This is a genomic window from Jatrophihabitans cynanchi (assembly GCF_027247405.1).
Classification (GTDB): domain Bacteria; phylum Actinomycetota; class Actinomycetes; order Mycobacteriales; family Jatrophihabitantaceae; genus Jatrophihabitans_B; species Jatrophihabitans_B cynanchi.
This window is the reverse complement of record NZ_CP097463.1, coordinates 4,363,501-4,389,585: the sequence shown is the minus strand read 5'-3', so window position 1 is coordinate 4,389,585 and position 26,085 is coordinate 4,363,501. Positions and strand designations below refer to the sequence as shown.

Genomic DNA, 26,085 nt, shown 5'->3' with positions numbered 1-26,085 from the left:
GCCCGCGAAGCCGCGGCTGCCGGGTCCGAACCCGGATCAGCCGCGGCTTCGCCGTTTCCGGATCGAGCCGCCCAGGCCGCGAGCCTGCCGGCCACGGTGAACCGCGCCCCACTCGGTCACCCGCCAGAACGCCTCCCGCACGATCGAGCCGCTCATCTTGGACTCGCCGCGCTCACGATCGGCGAAGGTGATCGGCACCTCGACGACGTCGAACCCGGCACGCAGCGCCCGCCAGGCCAGGTCGATCTGGAAGCAGTAGCCCTCGGAGGCGACCGTCGCGTAGCCGATCGCCTCGAGCACCTCGCGCCGGTAGGCGCGGTACCCGCCGGTGGCATCGCGCACCGGGACGCCCAGTGCCATCCGGGTGTACAGATTCGCGCCCCGCGACAGCAGCTCCCGCCGCCGCGGCCAGTTCACGACGGAACCGCCGGGCACCCAGCGTGAGCCGATCACCAGGCCCGCGTGTGCCGTGGCGCCGAGCAGGCGTGGCAACTGCTCGGGGGCGTGCGAGCCGTCCGCGTCCATCTCGACCAGAACCTCGTAGCCGGCCTGCAGGCCCCAGTCGAACCCGGCGATGTACGCGGCGCCGAGTCCGGCCTTCGCGGTGCGGTGCAGCACGTGGATCCGCTCGTCGGCCTCGGCCAGCTTGTCGGCGATCGCGCCGGTGCCGTCCGGGCTGCCGTCGTCGACGACGAGCACGTGCGCGTCCGGCACGCTCGAGTGCAGCCGCTCGATGATCGGTTCGATGTTCTCCCGCTCGTTGTAGGTCGGGACGATCACCAGCACCCGAGGGCTGTTCGTGCTCACGTGTTCACCATTTCCTCGTCGGTGGGGTCCAGCTGCGGCGTGTCGGTAGGGCGGCGCCGGCGCACCCGCCACACCGCCGCACCGAAGGCCGCGACGGCGAGCGCGGCCAGTACGTACTCGGGGACGGCCCCCACCCGGGTGGCCAGGGTATCGGTGCTGCGCAGCGGGATGCTCGCGTCCAGCACGGCCGGGGTGAACAGCGCACCCGAGCGTTGCCGGATCCCGCCGTCCGGACCGATGACGGCCGAGACACCGGTCGTCGCCACCTGCAGCACGGTGCGCCCGGACTCCACCGCCCGCAACCGGCTCATCGCGAGCTGCTGGTAGGTCTCGGCGGTGTGCCCGAAGGTCGCGTTGTTGGTCTGCACGACGAGCAGTTGCGCACCGGCGGCCACGGACGAGCGCACCAGGGAGTCGTACGCCACCTCGAAGCAGATGACGTCGCCGATCGGGAACGGCCCGCCGCGCAGCAGCCCGTCGCCGGTGCCCGCCACCATGTCGCGATCGACCAGCTTCGCCGCAGAGGTGACCTTCTCGGCCAGGCTGCGCAGCGGGATGTACTCGCCGAACGGCACCGGGTGCCGCTTGATGTACTGCGCTCCGGGGCCGCTGGTCGGCGACCACAGGATGCCGGCGTTGCGCCGGTGGTCGGCTCCCGGCCCGTCGAGAATCGCCCCGACCAGCACGGGCACGCCGAGCCGTTTGACGACGGCGTCGATCTCGGCGAAGGCAGCCCGGTCGGTGAACGGGTCGACGTCCGAGGAGTTCTCCGGCCAGACCACCAGGTCCGGTTTCGGCGCCGTCCCTGCGGCGATCTCGGCGGCCAGCTTCTCGGTCTGCGCGACGTGGTTGTCCAGCACCTCGCGGGCACGGTCCTCGAACGCCAGCCCGCGATCCGGGACGCTGCCCTGGACCAGCGCCACCACCGCGGTGCGCCCCTGGCCGTCCGGGGCCGGGCCGAGCGGCCACGACAGCAGCCCGCCGAGCATCGGCACCGCCAGTGCACCGGCAGCGGCCACTGCGGCCCAGCGCCAACGCATCGCCCAGCCGGCCCGTGCCGCCAGCGCCAGCAGGGCGCCAGCGAGCGCGACCGCGAAGCTGACCAGCGGTGCCCCGCCGAGTGCGGCGAACCAGCGCAGTGGCGAGGACGCCTGGCTGAAGGCGAGCCGGCCCCACGGGAAGCCACCGAACGGCAGCCGGTCCCGCAGCGCCTCCTGCAGCACCCACGCGGCGGCGACCCAGGCCGGTGCGCCGGGCAGCCGCTGCACCACCGGCAGCAGCGCACCCAGGCCCGCGAAGAACCCGGCCTCGGCGATCGCCAGGATCAGCCAGGGTGCGGCCCCGACATACACGCCGGTCCAGTGCAGCAGCGGGCAGAAGAACGCGGCACCGTAGAGCAGGCCCAGCCAGGCGCCGGTGCGGCTGCGCCGGCGATCGACGGCGAGCGACAGGCCGGCCACCGAGGCGAAGGCGAGCGGCCACACGCCGGGTGTCGGGAACGCCAGCCACCCGGCCAGCCCGGCAGCCACCGCCAGCAGCGCGGCCCAGCGCGCGCGGAACAGCGGCGCGGTGCGGGCGGCTGGCATCGGTCCAGTATCGCGGTGCGACGGGCATCGCGGCGGGCGGTTCTCAGCCGGACGCGATGCCGGCATCGAAGATCGTCTTCCCGGCCCGGACGGTGAGCAGGCAGCGTGGCAGCTCGCGGCCGGGCGCCACGTCCGGCAGCCCGGGCACCGCCGCGCGCGGGTCGGTGCTCCACCGCGCGACCCGCTCGTCCGGAGCGTCCACGCCCAGCTCGCCCGCCTGCCACACCGCGAACGTCGCTGCGGCGCCAGGGGCGAGGACGCCGCCGTCGCGGCCCGCCGCCCGCCAACCGGACCTGGTGTGCGCGGTGAACGCCGAGCGTGCACTGATCGCGGCGCCCGGCTCGCTCGGATAGGCAGCCGCCCGGACCGCGGCCCACGGCCCGAGCGGGGTCACCGGGGAGTCGGATCCGAAGGCGAGCGGGACGCCGGCCGCGGCCAGCTCGCTGAACCGGTTCAGGTCAAGAGCGCGGAGCGTCCCGAGCCGCTCGGCGTACATGCCGTCCGGCCCGCCCCAGGCGGCGTCGAATGCCGGTTGCATCGAGGCCAGCAGCCCGGACGCCGCCAGCCGGCGCGGATCGCGCACCAGCTCGGCGTGCTCGATCCGGTGTCCCGCACCGCCACTTCGGCCCAGCCGTTCGCCGGCCAGTTCGACCGCGTCCAGCACCTGGTCGACGGCGGCGTCGCCGATCGCGTGGAATCCCGCCTGCAGCCCGGCCGAGGCGCACCGGACGATGTGCTCGGCCAGATCCTGCGTGTCGAAGCGCAGGGCGCCCGAGATCGCCGGCAGGTCGGCGTACGGCTCGTGCAGGGCTGCGGTGTGCGAACCGAGCGAGCCGTCGCAGAACAGGTCCCCAGCCGCGCCCACGGCACCCAGTTCGCGGGCCGTGTCGATGCCGAACAGCTCACCCCAGTAGCCGATCACCTCCGGCAGCGGCTCGGCGTCGGCCAGGGCCAGCAGCCCGGCGAGGTCGTCGGCACCGGAGATCGCCGGGCCGGCCATCTCGTGCACGCAGGCGATCCCGAACGATGCCGCGTGCTGCAGGGCGGCGCGCTGCGCGTCGCGCACCTGACCCCGGCTCAGGGCGGCGAAGGCCGCGGTGCGCACCGCGTCGTGCGCATCGCGGGTCAGCGGGCCGTCCGGCGAGAACCCGGCGCGCGCGGCCAACCCGTCCACCGCGACCGCCAGCGTCGAGGACACCACCGCGGAGTGCGCGTCCACCCGGGCCAGGTAGACCGACCCGCCGTACGCGGCGCGATCCACCTCGGCCCGCGTCGGCGCGCGCCCCTCCGGCCAGCGTGTCTCGTCCCACCCGCTGCCGAGGATCGGCCGGCCGCGGCCGGCCCGGGCCGCCCGCTCCAGCAGGTCCAGCGCCTCGGTCAAGGTGCCCGCCCCGGACAGGTCGAGCCCGATGAGGGTCAGCCCGGTCGCCGTGGCGTGCACGTGCGCGTCGACGAAGGCGGGGGTGACGAACCCGCCGGCCACGTCGACCACGCGCACGTCGCCGAACTGGCCGGCACCGTGCTCGTCGCCGATCCAACCGATCATGTCTCCGTCGACGAGCAGGGCCGACGCATCCGGATGGGACGGGGCATGCACACGGGCGTTCCGGTAAAGAATCCGCACGCGGCCGAGTCTGCCAGCGTCCGGGGCGGTAGCGTTTACGGGACCGCAGACCGGGGGGAATGGATGGCAGCGAGCATCGAGGACGTCGCCCGGCTCGCCGGGGTGTCCATCGCGACGGTTTCGCGCGCGTTGCGCGGCCTGCCCGACGTCGCAGCTGCGACCCGGGACCGGGTGCTGACGGCAGCCGCCGAGCTGGACTACGTGGCCTCGCCGTTCGCCGCCCGGCTGGCCAGCGGGCGCACCGCCACCGTCGGCGTGGTCGTCCCGTTCGTGAACCGCTGGTTCTTCGCCGAGGTGATCGACGGGGTCGAGGCCGCGCTGCGCAAGGCGGGCTTCGACCTGCTGCTGTACAACCTGGGCGACGCCGAAGGCCGGGACCGCTTCTTCGACGTGATGCCGATGCGCAAGCGCGTCGATGCCGTGCTGATCGCCAGCCTGGTCCTCGACGATGCCGAGTTCGAGGCGCTCGGGGCGCTCAGCTGTCCGGTCGGCCTGCTCGGGCTGGAACGGCCGGGTTTCCTGTCCACCCGGATCGATGACGTCTGCGGTGCGCAGGCCGCGGTGCGGCACCTCACCTCGCTCGGGCACCGCCGGATCGGGCTGATCGGCGGGGACACCGACGACCCGATGAGCTTCACGCCACCGCTTCGACGCCGCGACGGCTACCGCGACGCGCTGGCCGAGGTGGGCGTCGACCCCGATCCCGCGCTCGAGGTCCTCGGCTACTTCACGATCGACGGTGGCGGCGAGGCCGCGAACCGGCTGCTCGCGCTGCCCGATCCGCCCACCGCGATCTTCGCCGAGAGCGACGAGATGGCCTACGGCGCGATCCGGGCGGTACGCCGCGCCGGCCTGCGTGTTCCCGAGGACGTCGCGATCGTCGGCTTCGACGATCACGTGACCGCGGCGCTCATGGACCTGACGACGATCCGCCAGCCGGTGACCGAGCAGGCGCTGGACATCACCGCGCGGCTGCTCGCGGTCGCGGCGGGCGACGAGGCAAACCCCACCGACGTGGTGCTGCCGACCCAGCTCATCGTCCGCGGCAGCACCGACCCCGCCGCGTCCGTCGCCTGATGACCCTTCAATTGGTGGACGCGGCCAACTTGTACTTCCGCGCCTTCTACGCGCTGCCGGAGTCGATCACGGCGCCGGACGGGCGGCCGGTGAACGCGATCCGCGGGTTCCTGGACATGTCCGCCGCGCTCATCGAACGGCGCCGGCCGAGCCGTTGGGTGGCCTGCCTGGACCTGTCGTGGCGGCCGGACTTCCGCGTCGAGCTCGTCCCGTCGTACAAGGCTCACCGCGCGTCCCCGGACGGCAGCGAGGTGATCCCGGCTGCGCTACTGCCGCAGATCCCGCTGCTGCTGAAGGTGCTCGCCGCGCTCGGGTTGCCGACGGCCGGCGCCGACGGGTTCGAGGCCGACGACGTCATGGCCACCCTCGCCGCGCGGGACACCGACGAGGTCGAGGTGGTCAGCGGCGACCGGGACATGCTCGCGGTGGCGACCGACCGGGTGCGGGTGCTCTACACCGGCAAGGGTTTGGCGAAGATGGAGGTGATGGGCCCCGCCGAGGTGCAGGCGAAGTACGGCATCGCGGCAGCGCACTACGCCGACTTCGCGGTGCTGCGCGGTGACCCGAGCGACGGGCTGCCCGGCGTCGCCGGCGTCGGCGAGAAGACCGCCGCCGCCCTGGTCGCGCGCTTCGGCTCGATCGAGGACATCCTCGCCGCCGCCGATTCCGGGCCCGACGGGTTCCCGGCCGGGGCGGGCGCGAAGATCCGTGCGGCTCGCGAGTACCTGTCCCGCGCGCCCGGGGCGGTGCGGGTGCGAACCGACGTGCCGCTGCCTGTCCTCGCCGACGAACTTCCCGCCGAACCGCGCGATGCCGGCTCGCTCGACCGGTTGGTCGGCGAGCTGGGCATCGGCGCGTCGGTCGCGCGGGTGCAGGCGGCGATCACGGCCGCGCGCGGCGTCGGCTGAACGGACTTTGTCATGCGATCGTGGCGCCGGAGCCCCACGATCGCATGACAAATCGCGGCGCGCGGGTCAGCCGTTGTCCGGAACCGGGCTGTAGCCACCCTTGTCATCGGTCATCGTGACGGTGAACTTGGCGTTGTCCGAGCCGGTGCAGGTGAACGTCTTGCCCTTCTTGACCTCGATGTTGCTGCCGCCGTTGCACGTGACGTTCGTGGCGCCGAGGTTCTTCTCGATGTAGCCCTCGACGGCGCTGTGGCTCAACTCGGTCTTCTTGAAGAAGCCGGGCGTGACGAACCCGGTGATCAACACCGCGGCGATGATTACGACCACCAGCCCGATCAGCGAGAACAGCAGACCCCTGCCCTTCTTCGCCGGCTGGGCGGGCTGCTGGTAACCCTGGGTCGCGTAGCTCTGTTGCTGGTAGCCCTGCTGGCCGTAACCCGGCTGGCCGTAACCCGGCTGGCCGTAGCCCTGCTGGCCGTAACCGGCCTGGCCGTAGCCCTGCTGACCATCACCCGGCTGGCCGTAACCCTGCCCGTAACCCGGCTGGCCGACGCCAGGCTGGCCGTATTGCCCGTAACCCGGCTGACCGTAGCCCTGCTGACCGTCACCTGGCTGCTGCGCGTAACCCTGCTGCTGGCCGTAGGACGGTGCGGCTCCGTAACCGGGCTGGTAGCCCGCGGTGTCCTGCTGCTGGGCGTACCCGGGGCCGTAACCGCCCTGCTGCTGGTAACCCTGGGCCTGGTCACCGACGGCGGGATAGATCGCCGTGGGCTGCGCCTCGCCGTGCGGGCCGGGCTCGGCCGGCGGCAGGTAGGACGTCTGCTGCTGATCTGCGGGCTGACTGATCGGCCACGACTGCCCGATACCCGCCGCGACGCCCAACTGCTCGCTCGCGGCGCCCGGCGGTACGGCGTGCTGCGTCTCGGTCGGTGCCGACCACTGCTGCTGCTCAGGCTGCGGCGCCGGAGCAGCCCACTGCTGCTGCTCAGGCTGCGGCGCCGGAGCAGCCCACTGCTGCTGCTCGGGCTGCGGCGGAGCAGCCCACTGCTGCTGCTGCTGCTGCTGCTCGGGCTGCGGCGCCGGCCAGCCCTGCTGCGGCTGGGCCCACTCCGGCTGGGCGGCTGCCGGAGCGGCCGGCGACGCCCACTGCGGGTGCGGTGGCTGCTCCGGCTGCCCCGCCCAGCCCTGAGGTGCCTGCGGCTGGGGTGCGCTCCACTGCGGCGAAGGAGCCTGCCAGTGCTGCTGACCGGCCTGCTGTTGCACGGCGTCCTGCACCGGGTCCTGCACGGCGTCCTGCACGGCGTCCTGCACGGCGTCCTGCACAGGGTCCTGCACCGGCTGTGGCGGGCCGAACTGCTGCGCGGCCGGGGCCGCCTCGGCCGCCGGTTGCCCGTCCGGCTGTTCCGGAGGGTAGGGCGCTGGGGGCGCCGGCGGCGCGGGTGTTTGCTGCGGCCACTGCTGCCGCTGGTTGTCCTGACTGCCTTGGTCCTGACTGCCTTGGTCGGTCATCGAAAGCCCCCATCGTCGAGACGTACGCCAACTCCGCCGGCGCCGCCCGACGTCGAACTGCGGGGCGCGCTGGCTCGCCACACGCTACTGCGAATTTCGGACCAACGGCACAGCCGCCCCGGCACGCGCCGATCTCGTGCCCGGCCGCACCGGTCACGGCATCATGCTCTGCGCGACCACCCCGCGGCGCACGGCGGCGATGGCAGCGCGCGCGGGGCGCGCCAGCGGGGGCTCGTCCCCGGATCCCGACGGCGCCACCGCGATCTGGTCGAGCAGGTCCAGCAGTTGCTTGCACCAGCGGATGAAATCGCCCGCGGACAGCTCGGCGCCGACCTGGACGGTGGCGTCCAGCGCCTGCCCCAGCGAGTCGCCGCGCGCCCAGCGATGGATGGCCCAGACGAATCCGAGCTCGGGCTCGCGGCTGTGGACCAGGCCGTGCGCGGTTTCCTCGTCGGCCAGTTCGGCCCAGATCCGGGCCGTCGTCACCAGCGCATCGCGCACGGCCACGGTGGGCATCCGGTCGGCGAGCCGCTCCTCGCGGCGCGCCTCGTACACCAGCGTCGACACCACCGCCGCCAGATCGGCCGGGGCCAGCCCGTCCCAGGCGCCGGCACGCAGGCATTCGGCCACCAGCAGGTCGCTGTCCGACCAGATGCGGGCCAGCATCCGCCCCGGCGGCGTCGTCTCGTCGCCGGCCAGGTAGCCACGGTCGGTGAGCAACAGCGCGATCCGGTCGAAGGTGCGCCCGAGCGAACCGGTCCGTCCCTCGATCCGGCGGCGCAGGTCGTCGTTCTCACGCTGCAACCGGCTGAACCGCTCGCCCCACCGAGCGTGCTCCTCCCGGTCCGGGCAGTCGTGGCACGGGTGGGCCCGCAGAGCCGCCCGCAGCGCGATCACCTGCTCGTCGTCCGCCGCGCCGGACCCCTTCCGCCGGCGCGAGCGTTCCTCGGGCGGCAGGTCGAGCGCGCGCAGGCCGGACGCGAGATCGCGCCGCTCCTGCGGCGAGCGGTAGTTCGCGTGCTTCGGCACCCGGACGCTGCCGAGCACCTCGACCGCCACCGGAAAGTCGAGCACCGACAGCCGGCCGCCCCAGCGTGCCTCGGTGACCACCAGGGGGTGGGGGTCATCGCGCGGGTGCACCCCGGCGTCGAGCACCACGGCAAGCCCGGCGCGCCGGCCGGCAGGCACCCGGATCACATCGCCCGGACGCAGCTGCTCCAACGACTGCACGACAGCCGCCTTGCGCTTGCGGGCGCCTTCTCGCGACAGCAGCGCTTCGCGCTCGGACAGTTGCCGGCGCAGGCCCGCGTACTCGGCGAAGTCCCCGCGCTCGCAGCGCATCTGCTCGCCCAGTTCGCGTTGCGTCTGCTCGTTGCGGCGGATCTGCTTGCTCAGCCCGGCGACGCCACGATCTGCCTGGAACTGCGCGAACGAGGACTCCAGCAGGGTGCGGGCTGCGTCCCGCCCCATCTGGCCGACCAGGTTGACCGCCATGTTGTACGACGGTCGGAACGAGGATCGCAGCGGGTAGGTGCGGGTCGAGGCCAGCCCGGCCACCCGTCCCGGATCGATCTCCGGGCTCCACAGCACGACCGCGTGCCCCTCGACGTCGATGCCACGGCGACCGGCGCGGCCGGTGAACTGGGTGTACTCCCCCGGCGTCACGTCGACGTGTGCCTCGCCGTTGAACTTGGTCAGCCGCTCGAGGACGACCGTGCGGGCCGGCATGTTGATGCCGAGCGCCAGCGTCTCGGTCGCGAAGACGGCGCGGACCAGGCCACGGACGAACAGCTCCTCGACCGTCTCCTTGAACGCCGGGATCAGCCCGGCGTGATGCGCCGCCACGCCTCGGCGCAGCCCGTCGCGCCACTCCCAGTAGCCGAGTACCTCGAGGTCCTCGGCCGCAAGGCCCGCGGTGCGCTCGTCGATCAGCGCGTCGATCGCGTTCCGCTCGTCCTCGTCGGTGAGCCACAGCCCGGCGTAGACGCACTGGCGCACCGCTGCGTCGCATCCGGCCCTGCTGAACACGAAGGTGATCGCGGGCAGCAACCCCTCACGGTCCAATCGCGAGATCACGTCCGGACGGTGCGGTGGCCGCCAGCCGCGCAGCTGGCGGGAGCCGCCGCGCCGTGCGGCGCCCGGATCGAGGTAGCGCATCCGCTCGTTGAGGTAGCGGTTCAGCTCGGGGTCGACACCCGAACCGTCCTCGGCGAGCAGGTCGAACAGCCGCGTCCCGACCAGCAGGTGCTGCCACAGCGGAACCGGGCGTTCCTCGTGCACCACCACCCGCGTCTCGCCGCGGACGGTGACCAGCCACGCGCCGAACTCCTCGGCGTTGGACACGGTCGCCGACAGCGAGACCAACCGGACGGACTCGGGCAGGTGGATGATCACCTCCTCCCACACCGCGCCGCGGAACCGGTCACCGAGGTAGTGCACCTCGTCCATGACGACGTAGCCCAGGTCGGCCAGGGTCGTGCTGCTGACGTACAGCATGTTGCGCAACACCTCGGTGGTCATGACCACGATCGGCGCGTCGCCGTTGATCGAGTTGTCGCCGGTCAGCAGCCCGACCTGGCCCGGGCCGTAGCGCGCGACGAAGTCGTTGTACTTCTGGTTCGACAGCGCCTTGATCGGTGTGGTGTAGAAGCACTTCTGCCCGGACTGCAGGGCCAGGTGCGCCGCGAACTCGCCCACCAGCGTCTTGCCCGCGCCGGTCGGCGCGCACACCAGCACCGCGTACCCGTCCTCGAGCGCCTGGCAGGCCTCGACCTGGAAGTCGTCGAGCGCGAACGGGTACTGGGCGCGGAAGCCGGTCAGCGCCGGATACCGGGACCGCCGCCGCGCGGCGGCAAACCGCTCACTCGGCGAGGACATGCCCCCAGCCTACGGATCGGCTGCAGGGTCAGGTCGTGTCCGACCACGACTCGAGCGGTTCGGGCAGTGACTCCACGTGCGAGGGTGTGTCGTCGTCCAACTGCTCCAGCCGCGCGTCCGCTGCCTTGCGTTGCGCCTTGCGCTTGTCATGCACGACGGCGAACAGCACGGACGCCTCGAACAACAGCACCATCGGCAGCGCCATCGCGCACATCGTGAAGGGGTCGGTGCTCGGCGTCGCCACCGCCGCGAACAGGAAGATCAGGAACACGCCGAGGCGCTGGGACTTCTTCAGCAGCTTGCCCGACAGCACGCCGGCGAGGTTGGCCATCACGACCAGCAGCGGCAGTTCGAACGCCGCGCCGAACACGATCAGCATCAGCGTGACGAAGGAGATGTAGTCGTTCACGGTGAGCAGCGCCTGGGTCCCCGGCCCCGCCGCGTGCAGCACCACGTTCAGGCCCTTGGCCAGGACCACATACGCCAGCGCCATGCCGGACACGAACAGCAGGCTGGACATCGTGATGAACCAGCGGGTGTACTTGCGCTCGTTGCGGCGCAGGCCCGGCGTGATGAACGCCCAGATCTGGTAGAGCCAGAACGGTCCGGTGAGCACCGCGCCGGCGATCACGGAGATCTTCAGGCGCGCGGTGAAGCCGTCCAGCACGCCGTGGTAGATCAGAGTGCACTTCCCGCCGCCCTGCGGCGTGTACCGGTACTTCGGTGACACCGAGCAGTACGGGTGCTTGAGGAAGTCCAGGATCGGCGTGTAGAACAGCCAGCCCAGCACACCACCGAGCGCGATGATCACGACGACGAGGATCAGCCGGCGGCGCAGTTCGCGCAGGTGGTCCATGACGGACATGCGCCCGTCCGGGTTCGCCCGGCGGGCACGGGTGCGGCGGAACAATGTGGGCATGGCCGGCCGCGATCAGTCCGGGGCGCCGGGACGCGCGAGCCGCCGCTGGGCGGCGGCCAGGCTGCTCTGCACCCGGCGCAGTTGCTCGGCGAGTTGCCGCAACCGCTCCAGGTCGGTGCGCAGCCGGTGCGCCTTCCACCGCACCTCGTACGTGCAGAAGGTCAGCACGACCGCGGCGAACGCCAGGGCGGCGATCCACGCGATGAGGGCGACGGGCACGCGGCCAGCCTACTTCGCGGCGTACGCCGCGAGCGCGGCCGCGGCGTCGGTGCGGATCGACTCGGCCAGCCAGCCGGGCGAGAGCACCTGGACCTGGCCGCCGGAGCCGAGCACCAGGGCCCGCACCCAGGCCGGCTCGGACACCCGCAGGCTCACGTGCAGCCCCGCCTCATCCTCGACCGCGCGCTCGACCGGGTAGTAGTCGGCGACCCAGGCGTACGACTCGGTAAGCCGCAGGTCGACCAGCAGATGTTCAGCCGCCGGCTGGTAGACGCCCTCGGTGACGTCCCGCGGCTGGAGTTCGGCCGGCGGGGCGGCCGGCTCGTCCAGGATGTGCACGTCCTCGATCCGGTCGACACGGAACACCCGCACGCCCTCCGCGCGGCGGCACCAGCCCTCCAGGTAGCTGTGCCCGTCCGCGTCGAACACCTGCAGCGGGTCGACGACGCGCTCGGTCGTCTCGTCCCTAGCCGCGGTGTAGTACCGCAGCCGCAGCGCCCGGCCGTCGTCCAGTGCCTGGCGCAGAGCGGGCAGCAGCCGCGCGGTGCGGTCCAGCTCGATCGCGACCGTCGCGTCGTCCACGGCTCCGCCGGCGGCCGTCTCCACCTTGGCCAGCGCCCGCCGGACGGCATCGCTGTCCGCGACGCCGGGGGTCTCGGCCAGGGTACGCAGCGCGACCACCAGGGCGAGGGCCTCCTCGGCGGTGAGCCGTAACGGCTTGCGCATGCCCTGGTCGTCGATGATCGTGACGGTCCCGCCGTCGTAACTGAGGTCGATCAGGTCGCCCGGGCCGTGCCCGGGCAGGCCGCACATCCAGAGCAGGTCGAGATCCTTGATCAGCTGTTTCTCGGTGATGCCGAAGTCGGCGGCGGCGTCGGCGGTGGCGATTCCGGGACGGGCCAGGAAGTACGGCACCATGGCCAGCAGCCGCGGCAGTCGCTGCTCGTAGCCGGTCATTCGGCCCCCTTGGTGCCCGCGGCGGCGGCGAGCCGGGCCACCACCGCGTCGACCAGCTCCGGCGGTTCCAGGACGTGGGCGCTGGTGCCGGCCGACGCCACGCGGCGCGCCAGCCACTGCACGTCGTTGAAGCCGATCGTCAGCTCGCCGTCGCGCTCGGACTCGGCCAGCCGGCGCAACTCGCCGGCACCGGAGCCGGTGATCTTGATCCGGGCGACGTAGGCGTCCTCGTAGCGACCGGCGACCAGTTCGAGCAGGTTCACCTTCTCCGGTCGGCTGAACTCTGCGGGCGAGCCGAACGCGCTCACCTTGCCGACGATGCGGGACAGCCGGAAGCTGCGCGGCTCGTTGCGGTCGCGGTCGAACCCCGCGACGTACCAGCGGCCACGCCAGGACAGCACCCCCCACGGTTCGAGGGTGCGCTGCTGCGCGGCGTCGGCACCGGCCTTGAGGTAGTCGAACCGCACCGGCTGCGAGGTGCGGGCCGCTTCGAGCAACGCGGGCAAGCTGGGATCGCTGGCGTCCAGGTGCGGCACCTGGCCGGGCGTGCCGGCGAGGGAGACGTCGGTACCGGCCGCGCGCAGTTTGAGCAGCGCCGAGCGCGCCGCCGCACCGAGCGTCGCCGAGCGCCACAGCCGCGCCGCAAGGCCGACGGCCGCCGCCTCGCCCGCGTCGAAGGAGATCGGCGGCAGCTCGTACTCGCCCCGCTTGATGCGGTAGCCGTCCTCGGCGTCGAAGCCGCTGTTGCGCCCGGTTTCCAGCGGCACGCCGAGATCACGCAGCTCGGCCTTGTCCCGCTCGAACATGCGCTTGAACGCCTCGTCGGTCTCACGGCTGCCGTCGGGGGACTCGTAGCCGGGCACCGCGCTGCGGATGCGCTCGGCGGTGAGGAACTGGCGCGTGGACAGCAGGCAGATCACCAGATTGACCAGTCGTTCCGCCCGCCGCGCTGCCATGTCCTCGAAACTAATGCCAGTGCGGCGGCGTTGCGTGGCGGCACGCGAACTCGGCATCCGCCCATTCTTGCCGATCCCGCCATCGAGATCGCGCGACCGTGGCACGCTCAGGCCCGATCGCGGCGTGATCCGGGCCGGATCGCCCGCGGACCGGGCTCCAGCGCCGCCGGCAACCGCGTCACATCGAGGCGATCAGCTTCTCGACGCGCTCGTCGACGCTGCGGTACGGGTCCTTGCACAACACGGTGCGCTGGGCCTGGTCGTTCAGCTTCAGGTGCACCCAGTCGACGGTGAAGTCGCGGCGCTTCTCCTGCGCCCGCTTGATGAAGTCGCCACGCAGCTTGGCGCGCGTGGTCTGCGGAGGAATGCTCTTGGCCTCGAAGATGGCCAGGTCGGACGTCGCCCGGTCGACCGAGCCGCGACGCTGTAACAGGTAGTACAGCCCGCGGGTGCGCGAGATGTCGTGGTAGGCCAGGTCCAGCTGGGCAACGCGCGGCGAGGACAGCGACAGGTCGTGCTTGGCGCGGTACCGCTCGATCAGCTGGAACTTGGTCGCCCAGTCGATCTCGCGGTCGATCAGCGACAGGTCCTGCTGCTCGACGGCGTCCAGGGTGCGGCCCCACAGCTCGAGCACCCGCTTGGCCGACTCCGGGTTGTCGCCGGTGCGCTCGACGAAATCGACCGCGCGCGAGTAGTACTCGCGCTGGATCTCCAGAGCGGACGCGGCGCGGCCCACCGCCAGGCGCACCGGTCGCGTGCCCGTCATGTCGTGGCTGATCTCCCGGATCGCCCGGATCGGGTTCTCCAGCGTCAGGTCCCGGAACGTGACGCCGTGCTCGATCATGCGCAGCACCAGATCGGCCGAGCCGACCTTGAGCAGCGTGGTGCACTCGTTCATGTTCGAGTCGCCGACGATCACGTGCAGTCGGCGGTACCGCTCGGCGTCGGCGTGCGGCTCGTCCCGTGTGTTGATGATCGGCCGGCTGCGCGTTGTCGCCGACGACACGCCTTCCCAGATGTGCTCGGCGCGCTGGCTGACGCAGTACACGGCACCGCGCGGCGTCTGCAGCACCTTGCCCGCGCCACAGATCAACTGCCTGGTGACCAGGAACGGGATCAGCACGTCGGCAAGCCGGCTGAACTCGCCGTGCCGCCCGACCAGGAAGTTCTCGTGGCAGCCGTAGGAGTTGCCGGCCGAGTCGGTGTTGTTCTTGAACAGGTAGATGTCACCGGCGATGCCTTCGTCGTGCAGCCGCTTCTCGGCGTCGATGACCAGGCCCTCGAGGATCCGCTCGCCTGCCTTGTCGTGCGCCACCAGTTCGGTGAGCGAGTCGCACTCGGGCGTGGCGTACTCCGGGTGGCTGCCGACGTCCAGGTACAGCCGCGCCCCGTTCTTCAAGAAGACGTTGGACGAGCGGCCCCACGAGACCACGCGGCGGAACAGGTAGCGCGCCACCTCGTCCGGCGAGAGCCGCCGTTGGCCGTGGAACGTGCACGTGACGCCGTACTCGTTCTCGATCCCGAAGATGCGCTTGTGCACGCCTTCACCCTAGTTCGTGCGCGCCGGTCGGTCACTCGGGCGCGACCACGCCGGCGCTCATCCGGTGCGCAGTTGCAGGATCGGCGTCTCACCGACGGTGATCTGCACGCTGGCGATCTGATCGCGACGCAGCGCGGTGCCGCTGGCGAAGGTGACGTCCTTGCCGGGCTCGATCGTCCACGTTCCCAGTGGGGTCGTCGCGCCGCTGGTGTCGGTCACCGAGAGCCCGTACGTGTAGCCGCCGGGTGGCGTGCTGCTGTCGTACCGGCAGACCAGGTCGATCTCGGTGCCCCAGCCCCGGTCGGTGAGTGCCGCCGTCGCGCGCACCGGACTGGCCACCAGGGCCGACATCGCCCGCGGGTGGGGCGCGGGCGATGTCGGCCCCGACGGCCACACCGCGATCGCGAGAGCGATCAGGCAGGCGGCGGCGACACCGGCCAGGCCGGCGGTCAGCCAGTTGCGGCGGCGCCGCTCGACGCCGGCCCGCCGGAGCAGGCCGGGCAGCAGCGTGGCAGGCACCTCGTCGTCGATCTCGTCCGGCGGGACGGTGGCCAGCAGGCCGGGCAGATCGGCGATCTCGGCGACGCGGGCGGCGCACTCGGCGCACCCGGACAGGTGCTGCTCGAACGCGGCACGCTCGTCGGCGGACAGCATGCCCAGCACGTACGGGGCGTCGTCGTGCACGAACCGGTCCGGTCCCATCGGGCCTCCGGGTTCGGTCATGACACACCCCCCAACTCGTCCAGGGCCAGTCGCAGGGCGCGCAGGGCGTAGTGCGTCCTGGATTTGACGGTCCCGGGCGGAATGCCCAGGCTGGCCGCGGCCTCGGCCACCGACGACCCGCGGAAGTAGCACTCCACCAGCACCTCGCGATGTTCCCGCGACAGGGTACGCAGCGCCGCGGTCACCAGTTGACGGTCCAGCGCGTGGTCCGTCTCGTCGGACACCGGGTGTTCGGGCAGCACCTCGGTGACGAACTCCGAGCGGCTGCGGGCGGTGCGCCAGTCGTCGATGACGATCCGACGAGCCACCGTGAACAGCCAGCCGCGTGCCGACCCGTGTGACTGGTCCAGCACGGCCGGGTTGCGCCAGGCGCGCAGCAGCGTCTCCTGGACCACGTCCTGCGCCCGGGCCCGGTCGCCGCCCGTCAGGCGCACCACATAGGCCCACAGGACGTGCGCGTGCTCGTCGTGCAGGGTTCGCAGCAAGTCCGCGTGGCTCGCCGTCACCGCACCTTCTTTGCCCACCATGCGCGTTCCGGGTCGGCTCGCATCACCTCGTACCAGTGTGACGGTCGCCTGCATGCCCGGATACACGTGCGCGGTCCCGGTTCGGTTCAGTTGAACCGACGGCGCATCCGGATCGTGTCAGTGGGCATGGACCATGACCTCGTCGTGACCCGCCGTACCGTCCTCGCCGCCGGCGCCGCGGGGGCCGGCAGCGTCGCGCTCGCCGCCTGCGGATCCGGCGGGCCGCCGTCCGCGGCGCGGTCCGGCGCGCCCGTCGCAGCGGCCGACACCCCGTTGGTGACCCTGGCCGACATCACCGTCGGGGAGGCCGCGTCGGCGAAGCTGCCGGACGGTTCACCGGTGATCGTCGCGCGTCCCACCGAGAACACCGCCGCATGCTTCAGCGCGATCTGCACGCACATGGGGTGCACGGTGGCGCCCGCAGGCCGGCAACTGCACTGCCCCTGCCATGGTTCGGTGTACGACGCCACGACCGGTCAGGTCGTGCACGGCCCAGCGCCGCGGGCGCTCGCCAAGGTCAGCGTGCACGTCGCCGGAGGCCGGGTTCTCACCGGCTGACCGAGCCCGCTCAGTGCTCCTCGTCGTGTGGCGGGGTGTCCGCGGGCGCGGGCTCGCCGGCCGGCTCACCATGGTCGGCGGGCAGCAGTTCGGTCAGGGCCGCACCGGCGATGCGCCGGAACTTGCGCTTGCCGCGGGTGCGGTCCAGCACGGCGACCTCCAGTTGGCTCGCCGGCAGTGCCCGGCCGCCGCCGTCCGAGCCGCCCACCGACCCGAGTGCGGCGACCGCCGTGGCCAGCGCGTCACGCAGCGACTGCCCGGCCGCGAAGGTGCGGCGCATCTGTGAGGTGACCGCGTCGGCCTGCGCGCCGCCCATCACCAGGAAGTCCGGTTCGTCGACGATCGTCCCGTCGTAGGAGAGCCGGTACAGCTGGTCGCTCTCGGACGCCTCGCCGACCTCGGCCACGCAGATCTCGACCTCGTACGGCTTCTGCTGCTCGGTGAAGATCGTGCCGAGGGTCTGCGCGTAGGCGTTGGCCAGGGCACGTGCGGTGACGTCGCGGCGGTCGTAGGAGTAGCCGCGGAGGTCGGCGAGCCGGATCCCGGCCACCCGCAGGTTCTCGTACTCGTTGTACTTGCCGACGGCGGCGAAGCCGATCCGGTCGTAGATCTCGCTGACCTTGTGCAGCGCGGAGCTGGCGTTCTCCGCGACGAACAGGACCCCGTCTGCGTAGGTCAACACGACCACGCTGCGGCCGCGCGCGATGCCCTTGCGGGCGTATTCCGAGCGATCACGCATGATCTGCTCGGCGGAGGCGTAGAACGGCATGCTCATGACTGCAGGCTCCTAGGCACCCGGGCGGGCTTCACGGTCGGTGAGGATGGCGCGCACGACCGTGCCGAGCTCGTCGTCGTCCACGCGGGATGTGCCCTCGGCGGTCGCGAGCATGACGATCGGGAAGATGCCGCGGGTCAGGTCTGGTCCACCGGTGGCCGAGTCGTCGTCGGCGGCGTCGTACAGCGACTCGACCACGACACGCACGATCGCATCGCGGTCCAGGCCGGGCCGCCACAGCTTCTTCAGCGCACCCTTGGCGAACAGCGAGCCGGAGCCGACCGAGTGGTAGTAGTGCTCCGGGTAGCGCCCGCCGGTGACGTCGAAGCTGTAGATCCGGCCCGCGGACGCCGGGTCGGTCGCGTCGATGTCGAAGCCGGCGAACAGCGGGACGACGGCCAGCCCCTGCATCGCCTGGCCGAGGTTGCCGCGGATCATCGTGGCAAGCCGGTTCGCCTTGCCGTCCAGGGTCAGTTGGGTGCCCTCGATCTTCTCGTAGTGCTCCAGTTCGACCTGGTAGAGGCGGACCAGTTCGATCGCCAGTCCCGCGGCACCGGCGATGCCGACCAGCGAGTAGTCGTCGGACGCGAACACCTTCTCGATGTCGCGCTGGGCGATCAGGTTGCCGGCCGTAGCCCGGCGATCACCGGCCATCACGACCCCGCCGGCGAACGCCGCCGCGACGATCGTGGTGCCGTGCGGGACGGTCGTTCCGGCTGAGGGCGCAGCCGGCATCAGGCCCGGCGCCGCGCCGGAGAGGAACTCGGTGAACGAGGATGAACCGGGCAAGGTCGCATAGCGCAGTATGCCGTGGACGGCACCGAGGCCGCCGGCTCGATCCATACTCAACGTGGCTCCCGTCGCTTCGGCCCGCCGAGGTGACGAGCCCGCTCTGCGACCCTACCGACTGGCGCCCGGCCGGGCCGCGCGAGCCGGTGCCGTCACGCGCTCAGCGGTTCGTCGGCCCGTCCACGATCAGCTACTGGCCCCCTTTTTGGACGAATGCTCGGACGAAGTCTTCCGCATTCGTCTCCAGCACGTCGTCGATCTCGTCGAGGATCGCGTCGACGTCCTCGGTCAGCTTCTCGTGGCGCTCGGCAACGTCGGTGCTCGCCTCGGTGGTCTCCTCGACCGAGTCCTCGCGCTCGCGCTGTGGACGGGTCTGGCCGCTGTCATGGGTGGGCATCTGTGGTCCCCTCTCGCTTCTGATTCACCCTAGCTCGCACGAGGGACGATTTCCCGCTGGTGCACATCGACGGCGCCGCCGGGCGCAGTCGGTGGCCGCTGCGAGAGTGAGTCCATGACCAGAGACGTTCAGATCACGTTCGACTGCGCCGATCCTGCCGCGCTGTCCACGTTCTGGGCCGCGGCACTCGGCTACCGGCTGCAACCGCCGCCGAAGGGGTTCGACTCGTGGGAGGCTGCGCTGGAGTCCTTCGGCGTGCCGCGTGAGCAGTGGAACTCGCGCTCGGCGATCGTGCCTGTCGAGGGCGAGCGTCCGCGCATCTTCTTCCAGCGCGTACCCGAGAACAAGGCGGCCAAGAACCGGCTGCACATCGATGTCCGTGCCGCGCCGGGACTCGAGGGCGAGGAACGGATGAGCGCGCTCGAGGCCGAGGCCGACCGGCTGCAGGCGCTCGGTGCGACCCGCGCCTACCGGGTCGAGCCGGACCCGGCTCAGCTGGAGGTCGGCTTCATCACGATGCGCGACCCGGAGGGCAACGAGTTCTGCCTCGACTAGAACACGTCGGTACCTGCGATTAGCCTGCCGGCCATGACGATCCCCTCCGCGATCAGCCTGGTCACCCTGGGCGTGCGCGACGTGCGTGCGGCCACCGCCTTCTACCAATCGCTCGGCTTCGAACGCTCCAGCGCCTCGGTGGACGGCGAGGTGAGCTTCTTCCGTACCACGAGCGCGATCCTGGCCGTGTGGGGCGAGGACGAGTTGGCCGCCGACGCGCATCAACCCGGCGGCCGGCCCACCGGTTTTCGAGGCGTGGCGCTCGCCCTCAACGTCGCCGATCGCGCGCAGGTCGACACCGCACTTCAGGCGGCCGAGCGAGCCGGCGCCACCGTCCCCAAGCCGGCCGAGGCGACCGACTGGGGCGGCTACAGCGGGTACTTCGCCGATCCGGACGGGCACCTCTGGGAGGTCGCCCACAACCCCTTCTGGCCCCTGGACGAGCGTGGCCTGCCGCAGCTGCCCTGAAGCGGCGCGAACCCGGCTCAGCCGCCGGCACCCACGTTCAGGGCGTGGGTGGCGAGCGACCCGCCGTCGGCGACGAACTCCGAGCCGGTGGAGTAGGAGCTGCGGTCACTGGCCAGGAACAGCACCAGTTCGGCGATCTCCGCTGCCCTGCCGACCCGGCGCAGCGCCAGCTTGTTCGTCACCGGCGTGACGTCGACCTCGTGGCCACCGATCGCGTCCTGCACCATCTTCGTGTCGATCATGCCCGGGTGCACCGAGTTCACCCGGATGCCCCGCGGCCCGAGTTCGAGCGCCGCGACCTTGGTCATACCTCGGATCGCGAACTTGCTCGCCGTGTACGCCAGCACGTACGGCATGCCCGCCATGCCCTCGACGGACGAGACGTTCACGATCGATCCGCCGGCCCGCATCACGCGAGCTGCGGCGCGCATGCCCAGGAAGGTCCCGATCTGGTTCACCCCGATGACCCGCTGGTAGTCGGCGAGCGTGGTGTCGGTGAGCGCCGCGAAGTGCAGCACGCCGGCGTTGTTCACCAGCACGTCCAGGCCACCAAACTGCTCGACGGCCTCGCCGACCACGGCGTCCCACTCCTGCTCGGACGAGACGTCCAGATGCCGGTACAGCGCGGCCGCGCCGAGTTCGTCGGCCAAGGTCTTGCCGGTGTCGTCGGTGACGTCCGCGATCACCACCCGCGCACCCTCACCGACGAAACGCCGCGCCGCCGCGGCACCCTGCCCCCGTGCCGCGCCCGTGATGATCGCGACCCTGCCCTCGAGCATGCCCATGCCCCTCGTCCCCTCAGACCAGTGTCGGCCGGCAGACCCGGCAGGTCGTGACGTCACGCTCGTTACCGCTGACGACCTTCAGGTCGTCCCGGTGCGCGATGAGCTGGCAGTCGCGGCGGTGCACCGTCGTGCCGCCGCCGGCCAGCACCGGTACCGCGCCCGGATCGGCCAGCGTGCTCTCGGCCGCGCCGCCGGCGGTTGCCGACTGTCGCGACACCAGGTCGGCCAGCACCAGCATGGTGTCGGCCAGCTGGCGGGCACCGTCGCGCTGGTCGGCGGCCACCTTCGCCAGCCAGGCGCCGAAGTACAGGAAGCCGCCGAGGAAGGTCAGCCCCAGGCCGAGGATCCCGCCGGAGACGAGGTAGGTCGCCTGGTCGTACGCGTAGTGCGAGTGCGCCGTGCCGTACCAGCCGAGGCAGATCGCCAGGATGCCCAGCGGCATGAGCACGGCGCCCACGCCGAAGAGCACCAGCTGGAGCGTGCGGTACCGCTGGTCGCGGCGAACCGCGGGGTTCGCCACGTGCACCTCGCGCGCCGCCGGTACGCGCGGCACCGCCATCGTGGTCGTCGTCGTCATGCCGCTCATCCCTTTCGCAGGTCGGGAACGCCGGTTGCCAGGCCGAAGTCGCAGCTACCGGCTCCCCCGAACACGGCGCCGCCGGCGTTGCGCAGTAGCCAGCCGAGCAGGCCCGCGAACGCGAGCGCGCCGAGTACCAGCAGTCGCGGCACGGTGCCGAGCGCCGGCAGCGCGGGCGCCTGCAGCGCGACCGGTCTGGCCGCAACCGGCTGGCCGTTCACCAGCGCGGGCTGCCCGCCGCCGCCGCTGGAGCCGGGTCCGGTACCGCCGCCCAGCACGCCGCTGCCCGCGCCGCCGGTGCCGCCCGCGGGCGGCAGCGCGGCGCCGCCGCCCGAGTCGCCGCCCGAGCTGCCGCCGGAGCCGAGTGGTGGCGGCACGACGCCGCCGCTGCCGGGGTCATAGGCAGGTGACGCGCTCGCCGAGGCGGTCGCGTCCCCGACGGTGAGCACGATCTTCGGCGACAGTTGCAGGACGGGCGCGAGCTGGGTCGCCAGCTTGGGCCCCAGCAGTGCGACGATCGCGCTCAGCGGCGAGTTGAGCTGTGATTTCAGTGGGGTGGTGTCCACGCTGATCTGCAGGACCTGGGCGGTGCTGCTGCCGGTCGGGCCATCGACGCTCCTGGCCACGGGGACCACGGCGAATGAGATGCCCAGCGTCTTCAGCAGCGCGCCGAGCGTGTCGCCGAGCGCCGGCAACCTCGCGCCGGCACCGGCGAGATCGAGGCCCTTGTCGCCGAGCTTCACGGCGACACCGGCAATGGTGAGGCCGCCGAGAGCGGCCTGCTGGGTGACCGTCGCCCGGCTGCCGTCACTGACCACGGTGCTCAGCACGTCGACGCCGGAGAGCTTGATGATTCCGCCGAGCAGGGAGAGGTCGGCGACGGCAGCGTGCGCCCTCGAGGTGATCGCGCTCTTGCCGATGGTGACGGTGCTGTCACTCGTGACACCGTTCGCGGTCACCAAGGCGGCCAGCGGCTTGGTCGCCGCGACCGGGACCGGCACCGCGGGTGCCTTCGGCGCGGACGTCTTGCCGAGCAGCGTGCCCAGGCCGGACCCCAATCCGCCGAGCGGGTCGGCGCCACCGCCCAGGCCGACGAGCGACACGGTCCCGTTGGCGCTCGTGTCGTTCGCCGACGTGCTCATCCCGTTGCCGTCGGAGATCTGCGCTGCGTTCTTCGCCGGCGCGGCGACAGTGGCCGGGTTTCGCGAGTTCACCTGCACCGGGTACGTGGCGCCCGGCTGCTGGAGCAGTTGGTCGAAGCCGTCGCCGATGACGTCGCCCGGCCACAGGTAGCTCGCCGTCGCGCGTGAGGTCGGCCCGCTCTCGGTGCTCACCTTGGTGTAGGCGATGCTGCCGTCCCCCTGCGGGCTGCCCGGTATCGGCACGACCGGTTCGTACAGCTCGACGTGCACGACCTCGGCGCGGGCGGTGGCCGTGTACCCACCCAAGCCACCGGCGGCCGCGGCGCCGGGCCCGGGCCAGAGCAGCGTGCCGATCGCGGCGGCCGCGCCAGCGGCGTACCACTTGACTGCGCGCTTCACGCTGCACCTCCGAAGTAGAGGTCGGTCAGTCGGTTCTCGATCTCCGCGGGCTCACCGGTTGCGACGATCCGCCCGCCCTGCATCACCGCGGCGTAGTCCGCCACCCGCAGGGCGCTGCTCGCGAACTGCTCGACGACCAGGATCGACACGCCGCGCTCGGCGATCTCGGCGACCGTGTCGTACAGCCCCTCGACGATCAGCGGGGCGAGCCCCATCGACAGCTCGTCGAGCAGCAGCAAGGCCGGGTCGGACGCGAGCGCGCGGGCCAGCGAAAGCATCTGCTGCTCGCCGCCGGACAGGCTGCCTGCGAGCTGCCGACGCCGCTGCTTGAGCCGCGGGAAGCGCGCGTAGGCCTGGGTCAGGATCTGCTCGACCGCGACGCCTGCCGACGAGGCGAGCCACAGGTTCTCCTCGACGGTCAGGTTCGGGAAGACGCCGCGCCCCTCCGGCACCAGGCACAGTCCCGCCCGGGTCAGCCTGTCCGGCGAGGCACCGGACACGTGCACGCCGGCGAGGTGGATGTCGCCCGCCGTCGGTCTCATCAGCCCGCTGAGCACGCGCAGCAGGGTCGTCTTCCCCGCGCCATTCGGCCCGAGCAGGGCGACGACCGCGCCGCGCGCCACCACCAGGTCGACACCGCGCAGCACCTCGATCCGCCCGTAGGCCGCGTGGACGTCGATGAGCTCCAGGATCGGTGCCGGCCGGCTCACGTCGCGCCCACCGGCGGCAGCTGCAGCGTGTGCTCGTCCGGCGTGTCGCCGAAGCCGAGGTAGGCGACCTGGACGGTGCGGTCGGATCGGATCTGAGCCGGGTCACCGCGCGCGATGACCTTGCCGAACTCGAGCACGTGGATGTACTCGCAAACCCCCATCACCAGCTGCATGTCGTGCTCGACCATCAGCACCGCGCAGCCGTCGGCCGCGACCTCACGCAGCAGTGCGCCGAAGTGCCCGGTCTCGGTCTCGTCCAGCCCGGACGACGGCTCGTCCAGCAGCAGCAGCCGCGGTTGGATCGCGAGCGCCCGGGCCAGCTCGAGCAGTCGCGCGACGCCCGTCGGCACCGAGTCGGCGCGCTGACCGGCGTAGCGCGTCAGCCCGACCCGCTCGAGCAACTCGTCGACGCCGTTGCTGCGACGCCGGAACCAGCTGGGCACGCCCGCGTGGATCTCGCTGGCGACCAGCACGTTCTCGCGGACCGTCAACGAGCCGAACGCCTCGAGCCGCTGGAAGGTGCGAGCCATGCCCGCCTTCGCGCGGCTGTTCGGGCTGGCGTGCGTGACGTCGCGGCCGCGGAAGCGGATCCGGCCGCTGGCCACCGGCTGCAGGCCGGTGACGACGTTGAACAGGGTGGTCTTGCCGGCACCGTTCGGGCCGATGAGTCCGGTGATGCTGCCGGACTCGACCGACAGCGACGCCTCGTTCACCGCGACGATGCCGCCGAACCGCATGCTGACCCGCTCCACGTCAAGCAAGGCCATGGCTGATCACCCGTTCCTGCTCCCTCGCCGTGCTGTGGACGGGAGCGTCGGCGGGTGAGCCGGCGGGCCCGGATCCGGACAGCCGCGGGATCCGCCTGCGGATCGCCCGGCCGGCCGTGAACAGCAGGTTCGCCAAGCCGTTCGGGTCACGCCCGAGGCTCACCGCGCCCACGCCGATGATCAGGAATTCCAGGCCCCCGAGCGCCGGGAACTGCGACTGCAGCACCGGCAGCAGCATCAGCAGCAGGCCGCCGAGGAACGCGCCGGTCATCGAGGTCGCGCCGCACACCACCGCGAGCAGCAGCAGCAGCAGGCCGGACAGTGCCTGGAAGTCCTGCTGGGACACGGTGCCGCGCAGCCCGGCGACCAGGCCGCCACCGACTCCGGCGATGGCTGCCGCGAGGCTGAACAGCCCGACGCGGAACCAGCGCTGGTTCAGCCCGAGCGTGCCGCACGCGGCGGGACTGTCGCGCATCGCGATCAGCACCCGGCCGACCGGACCGCGCCGCAGGGCGAGCAGGCCGATCGCGATCAGCGTGAACACCACGACCAGCAAGAACACGTACCGGTTCGCGTTGTCGAAGCGATAGCCGAACAGCGAGACGGGTTTGGCGTTGAGGCTGCCGTTGAAGCCGAACATGAACGAGGCCTGGAACACCAGCTTGTCCATCAGCTGCGCGAACGCGAAAGTCGCGAGCGCGAGGTACAGACCGGTGAGGCGCAGCACGGGCAGCGCCACGAGTGCACCCACGGCCGCCGCGATCAGCGCCGCCGCGAGCACCGCAAGCGGCGAGCTCGTGTCCAGCTTGCACACGACCGCCGCACCGATGCCCATGAAGCTCAACTGCGCCAGCGAGACGTAGCCGCCGTAGCCGGTGAGCAGCACCAGCGACAGCATGACGATCCCGAACGCCAGCGCGTCGCCGAGGCGCAACTGGTTCGTCGCGCCGAGGAACTGTCCGACCACGGTCACCGCGATCACCAGACCGACGGCGACCTCCGCGGTGCGCCGCCGGGTCGGCACGGGAGCCGCGAGGATGCCCCTGATCTGACCGACGCGCAGCCGCACCTGCGGCACGAAGATCAGCACCGCGAACAGCACGATGGTCGGTAGCGCGTCGCGGAACCCCAGCAGCAGCTCCCCGCTGGGCAGGTACCCCTGGACGTAGGTCTGCCCGAGCCCGAGCACGATCGCGCCCAGGTAGGTCAACGGGAGGTGCTGCAGCCGTCCGAACATAGCCGCCGCGAACGCGTTGATCACCAAGAAGGTGAGGTCGTAATAGTTCAGCTGCACGACCGAGACGAGCAGGATGCCGGCGAGTGCGGCGAGCGACGAGCCGATCGCCCAGCTGGCCATCGACACGCGGTCGGCGCTGGAGCCGAACAGTTGCAGCAGTTCCTTGTTGTCGACCGATGCCCGCATCGCCGTCCCCGTCCGGGTCCGGTTGAGCAGCACGTACAGCGCGGCGGCCACCGCGGCCGAGACGACGATGGTCAGGATGTAGTGGTAGCTGAGCCGGAACGTCCCGATCGACACGGCGTCGAAACCGAAGAACTGGGGGACGTTGCGGCCCACGTCCGACGGCCAGAACTGCTGGGCCAGCCCGATCAGCAGCACGAACAGTCCGACCGTGACGACCAGGCTCACGCTGACCGGCGCGTCGCCCAGGTCGCGCATCATCACCCGCTCGATCACGATGCCGGACGCGGGTGCGATCACCAGCAGGATCAGCGCGACAGCCGCCAGGCTGGGCAGGTGCGCCTGGTGGGTGAGCTGCCAGTAGAGGTACGCCATCACCATGCTGATCGCGCCGTGCGCCAGGTTGAACACCCGGGTGGTGGTGTAGGTCAGCACCAGGCCGGACGCCGCGATCGCGTAGGCCGCACCGGTGAACAGCCCGGTGAAGGTGTAGGCGAGGAAGGCGTTCATCGCG

Annotated in this window: 26 protein-coding genes; 5 read left to right on the top strand and 21 right to left on the bottom strand. The window is 71.8% G+C overall.

Annotated features, from left to right (window positions below; translation table 11 throughout):
- Nucleotides 1–36 precede the first annotated feature (36 nt).
- Genes M6B22_RS21355 through M6B22_RS21345 form a run of 3 tightly spaced genes read right to left on the bottom strand, consistent with a single transcriptional unit; the run spans nucleotide 37 to nucleotide 4,017 of the window.
- Nucleotides 37–807 (bottom strand): polyprenol monophosphomannose synthase, encoded by a 771-nt coding sequence (locus M6B22_RS21355; protein WP_269443586.1) that lies wholly within the window; start codon nucleotides 805–807, stop codon nucleotides 37–39.
- The gene (gene lnt / locus M6B22_RS21350; protein WP_407935570.1) at nucleotides 804–2,459 is read right to left on the bottom strand and encodes an apolipoprotein N-acyltransferase; all 1,656 of its coding nucleotides are present in this window, start codon (nucleotides 2,457–2,459) and stop codon (nucleotides 804–806) included. The genes M6B22_RS21355 and lnt overlap by 4 nt, the downstream gene beginning before the upstream one ends.
- Nucleotides 2,437–4,017, bottom strand: coding sequence for an amidohydrolase (locus tag M6B22_RS21345; protein ID WP_269443584.1), 1,581 nt, complete (start codon nucleotides 4,015–4,017; stop codon nucleotides 2,437–2,439). Before M6B22_RS21345 ends, lnt begins: the two co-directional genes overlap by 23 nt.
- Before the next feature lie 63 nt (nucleotides 4,018–4,080).
- Between M6B22_RS21345 and M6B22_RS21340 the strand changes: the two genes are divergently transcribed.
- Nucleotides 4,081–5,094, top strand: coding sequence for a LacI family DNA-binding transcriptional regulator (locus M6B22_RS21340; protein ID WP_269443583.1), 1,014 nt, complete (start codon nucleotides 4,081–4,083; stop codon nucleotides 5,092–5,094).
- Complete coding sequence (locus tag M6B22_RS21335) at nucleotides 5,094–6,002, top strand: 5'-3' exonuclease (RefSeq protein WP_269443582.1); 909 nt, start codon at nucleotides 5,094–5,096, stop codon at nucleotides 6,000–6,002. Before M6B22_RS21340 ends, M6B22_RS21335 begins: the two co-directional genes overlap by 1 nt.
- A 66-nt stretch (nucleotides 6,003–6,068) precedes the next feature.
- On the opposite strand, the gene M6B22_RS21330 is transcribed toward M6B22_RS21335, so the two are convergent.
- The 9 genes from M6B22_RS21330 to M6B22_RS21290 form a co-directional block, all read right to left on the bottom strand.
- On the bottom strand, nucleotides 6,069–7,511 hold the full coding sequence (locus M6B22_RS21330; RefSeq protein ID WP_269443581.1) for a DUF4333 domain-containing protein: 1,443 nt from the start codon (nucleotides 7,509–7,511) through the stop codon (nucleotides 6,069–6,071).
- 153 nt (nucleotides 7,512–7,664) lie between these two features.
- A complete protein-coding gene (locus M6B22_RS21325) occupies nucleotides 7,665–10,388 on the bottom strand; it encodes a DEAD/DEAH box helicase (protein WP_269443580.1) in 2,724 nt (907 codons plus the stop codon).
- A 28-nt stretch (nucleotides 10,389–10,416) separates the two neighbouring features.
- The gene (tatC, locus tag M6B22_RS21320) at nucleotides 10,417–11,307 is read right to left on the bottom strand and encodes a twin-arginine translocase subunit TatC (protein WP_269443579.1); all 891 of its coding nucleotides are present in this window, start codon (nucleotides 11,305–11,307) and stop codon (nucleotides 10,417–10,419) included.
- Between the two features lie 12 nt (nucleotides 11,308–11,319).
- The gene (locus tag M6B22_RS21315; RefSeq protein WP_269443578.1) at nucleotides 11,320–11,526 is read right to left on the bottom strand and encodes a hypothetical protein; all 207 of its coding nucleotides are present in this window, start codon (nucleotides 11,524–11,526) and stop codon (nucleotides 11,320–11,322) included.
- A gap of 9 nt (nucleotides 11,527–11,535) precedes the next feature.
- On the bottom strand, nucleotides 11,536–12,483 hold the full coding sequence (locus M6B22_RS21310) for a helix-turn-helix transcriptional regulator (RefSeq protein ID WP_269443577.1): 948 nt from the start codon (nucleotides 12,481–12,483) through the stop codon (nucleotides 11,536–11,538).
- Nucleotides 12,480–13,439: a helix-turn-helix transcriptional regulator gene (locus tag M6B22_RS21305; RefSeq protein WP_269443576.1), complete on the bottom strand. Its 960-nt coding sequence runs from the start codon at nucleotides 13,437–13,439 to the stop codon at nucleotides 12,480–12,482. Before M6B22_RS21305 ends, M6B22_RS21310 begins: the two co-directional genes overlap by 4 nt.
- Before the next feature lie 178 nt (nucleotides 13,440–13,617).
- Nucleotides 13,618–14,979, bottom strand: a complete 1,362-nt coding sequence (gene pafA, locus M6B22_RS21300) for a Pup--protein ligase (protein ID WP_269443575.1) — start codon at nucleotides 14,977–14,979, stop codon at nucleotides 13,618–13,620.
- A 57-nt stretch (nucleotides 14,980–15,036) separates the two neighbouring features.
- Complete coding sequence (locus M6B22_RS21295; RefSeq protein ID WP_269443574.1) at nucleotides 15,037–15,702, bottom strand: anti-sigma factor family protein; 666 nt, start codon at nucleotides 15,700–15,702, stop codon at nucleotides 15,037–15,039.
- A complete protein-coding gene (locus tag M6B22_RS21290) occupies nucleotides 15,699–16,229 on the bottom strand; it encodes a sigma-70 family RNA polymerase sigma factor (RefSeq protein ID WP_407935569.1) in 531 nt (176 codons plus the stop codon). The genes M6B22_RS21295 and M6B22_RS21290 overlap by 4 nt, the downstream gene beginning before the upstream one ends.
- A 126-nt stretch (nucleotides 16,230–16,355) precedes the next feature.
- Here M6B22_RS21290 and M6B22_RS21285 point away from each other — a divergent pair, with 126 nt between their 5' ends.
- The gene (locus M6B22_RS21285; RefSeq protein WP_269443572.1) at nucleotides 16,356–16,787 is read left to right on the top strand and encodes a QcrA and Rieske domain-containing protein; all 432 of its coding nucleotides are present in this window, start codon (nucleotides 16,356–16,358) and stop codon (nucleotides 16,785–16,787) included.
- Between the two features lie 10 nt (nucleotides 16,788–16,797).
- Here the strand turns inward: M6B22_RS21285 and prcA are convergent, their stop codons facing one another.
- The 3 genes from prcA to M6B22_RS21270 form a co-directional block, all read right to left on the bottom strand.
- Nucleotides 16,798–17,562 (bottom strand): proteasome subunit alpha, encoded by a 765-nt coding sequence (gene prcA / locus M6B22_RS21280; RefSeq protein WP_269443571.1) that lies wholly within the window; start codon nucleotides 17,560–17,562, stop codon nucleotides 16,798–16,800.
- 12 nt (nucleotides 17,563–17,574) lie between these two features.
- Nucleotides 17,575–18,405, bottom strand: coding sequence for a proteasome subunit beta (prcB, locus tag M6B22_RS21275; protein WP_269445852.1), 831 nt, complete (start codon nucleotides 18,403–18,405; stop codon nucleotides 17,575–17,577).
- A gap of 136 nt (nucleotides 18,406–18,541) precedes the next feature.
- A complete protein-coding gene (locus M6B22_RS21270; protein ID WP_269443570.1) occupies nucleotides 18,542–18,748 on the bottom strand; it encodes a ubiquitin-like protein Pup in 207 nt (68 codons plus the stop codon).
- A 114-nt stretch (nucleotides 18,749–18,862) separates the two neighbouring features.
- Here M6B22_RS21270 and M6B22_RS21265 point away from each other — a divergent pair, with 114 nt between their 5' ends.
- Nucleotides 18,863–19,303: a VOC family protein gene (locus M6B22_RS21265; RefSeq protein WP_269443569.1), complete on the top strand. Its 441-nt coding sequence runs from the start codon at nucleotides 18,863–18,865 to the stop codon at nucleotides 19,301–19,303.
- A 33-nt stretch (nucleotides 19,304–19,336) separates the two neighbouring features.
- Nucleotides 19,337–19,771: a VOC family protein gene (locus M6B22_RS21260; RefSeq protein WP_269443568.1), complete on the top strand. Its 435-nt coding sequence runs from the start codon at nucleotides 19,337–19,339 to the stop codon at nucleotides 19,769–19,771.
- Between the two features lie 17 nt (nucleotides 19,772–19,788).
- Here M6B22_RS21260 and M6B22_RS21255 read toward each other — a convergent pair whose 3' ends face one another.
- From M6B22_RS21255 to M6B22_RS21230, 6 genes are read right to left on the bottom strand one after another with little or no spacing between them, the layout of a single operon-like run.
- Nucleotides 19,789–20,556, bottom strand: a complete 768-nt coding sequence (locus M6B22_RS21255; protein WP_269443567.1) for a glucose 1-dehydrogenase — start codon at nucleotides 20,554–20,556, stop codon at nucleotides 19,789–19,791.
- Nucleotides 20,557–20,569: 13 nt separating this feature from the next.
- On the bottom strand, nucleotides 20,570–21,133 hold the full coding sequence (locus tag M6B22_RS21250) for a hypothetical protein (protein WP_269443566.1): 564 nt from the start codon (nucleotides 21,131–21,133) through the stop codon (nucleotides 20,570–20,572).
- Nucleotides 21,134–21,138: 5 nt separating this feature from the next.
- The gene (locus tag M6B22_RS21245; protein WP_269443565.1) at nucleotides 21,139–22,674 is read right to left on the bottom strand and encodes a choice-of-anchor P family protein; all 1,536 of its coding nucleotides are present in this window, start codon (nucleotides 22,672–22,674) and stop codon (nucleotides 21,139–21,141) included.
- Nucleotides 22,671–23,384 carry an ABC transporter ATP-binding protein gene (locus M6B22_RS21240; protein WP_269443564.1) on the bottom strand — a complete coding sequence of 238 codons (714 nt, stop codon included), beginning with the start codon at nucleotides 23,382–23,384 and terminating at the stop codon, nucleotides 22,671–22,673. The genes M6B22_RS21245 and M6B22_RS21240 overlap by 4 nt, the downstream gene beginning before the upstream one ends.
- The gene (locus M6B22_RS21235) at nucleotides 23,381–24,151 is read right to left on the bottom strand and encodes an ABC transporter ATP-binding protein (protein WP_269443563.1); all 771 of its coding nucleotides are present in this window, start codon (nucleotides 24,149–24,151) and stop codon (nucleotides 23,381–23,383) included. The genes M6B22_RS21240 and M6B22_RS21235 overlap by 4 nt, the downstream gene beginning before the upstream one ends.
- Nucleotides 24,138–26,081: a branched-chain amino acid ABC transporter permease gene (locus M6B22_RS21230; RefSeq protein WP_269443562.1), complete on the bottom strand. Its 1,944-nt coding sequence runs from the start codon at nucleotides 26,079–26,081 to the stop codon at nucleotides 24,138–24,140. The genes M6B22_RS21235 and M6B22_RS21230 overlap by 14 nt, the downstream gene beginning before the upstream one ends.
- Nucleotides 26,082–26,085 lie beyond the last annotated feature (4 nt).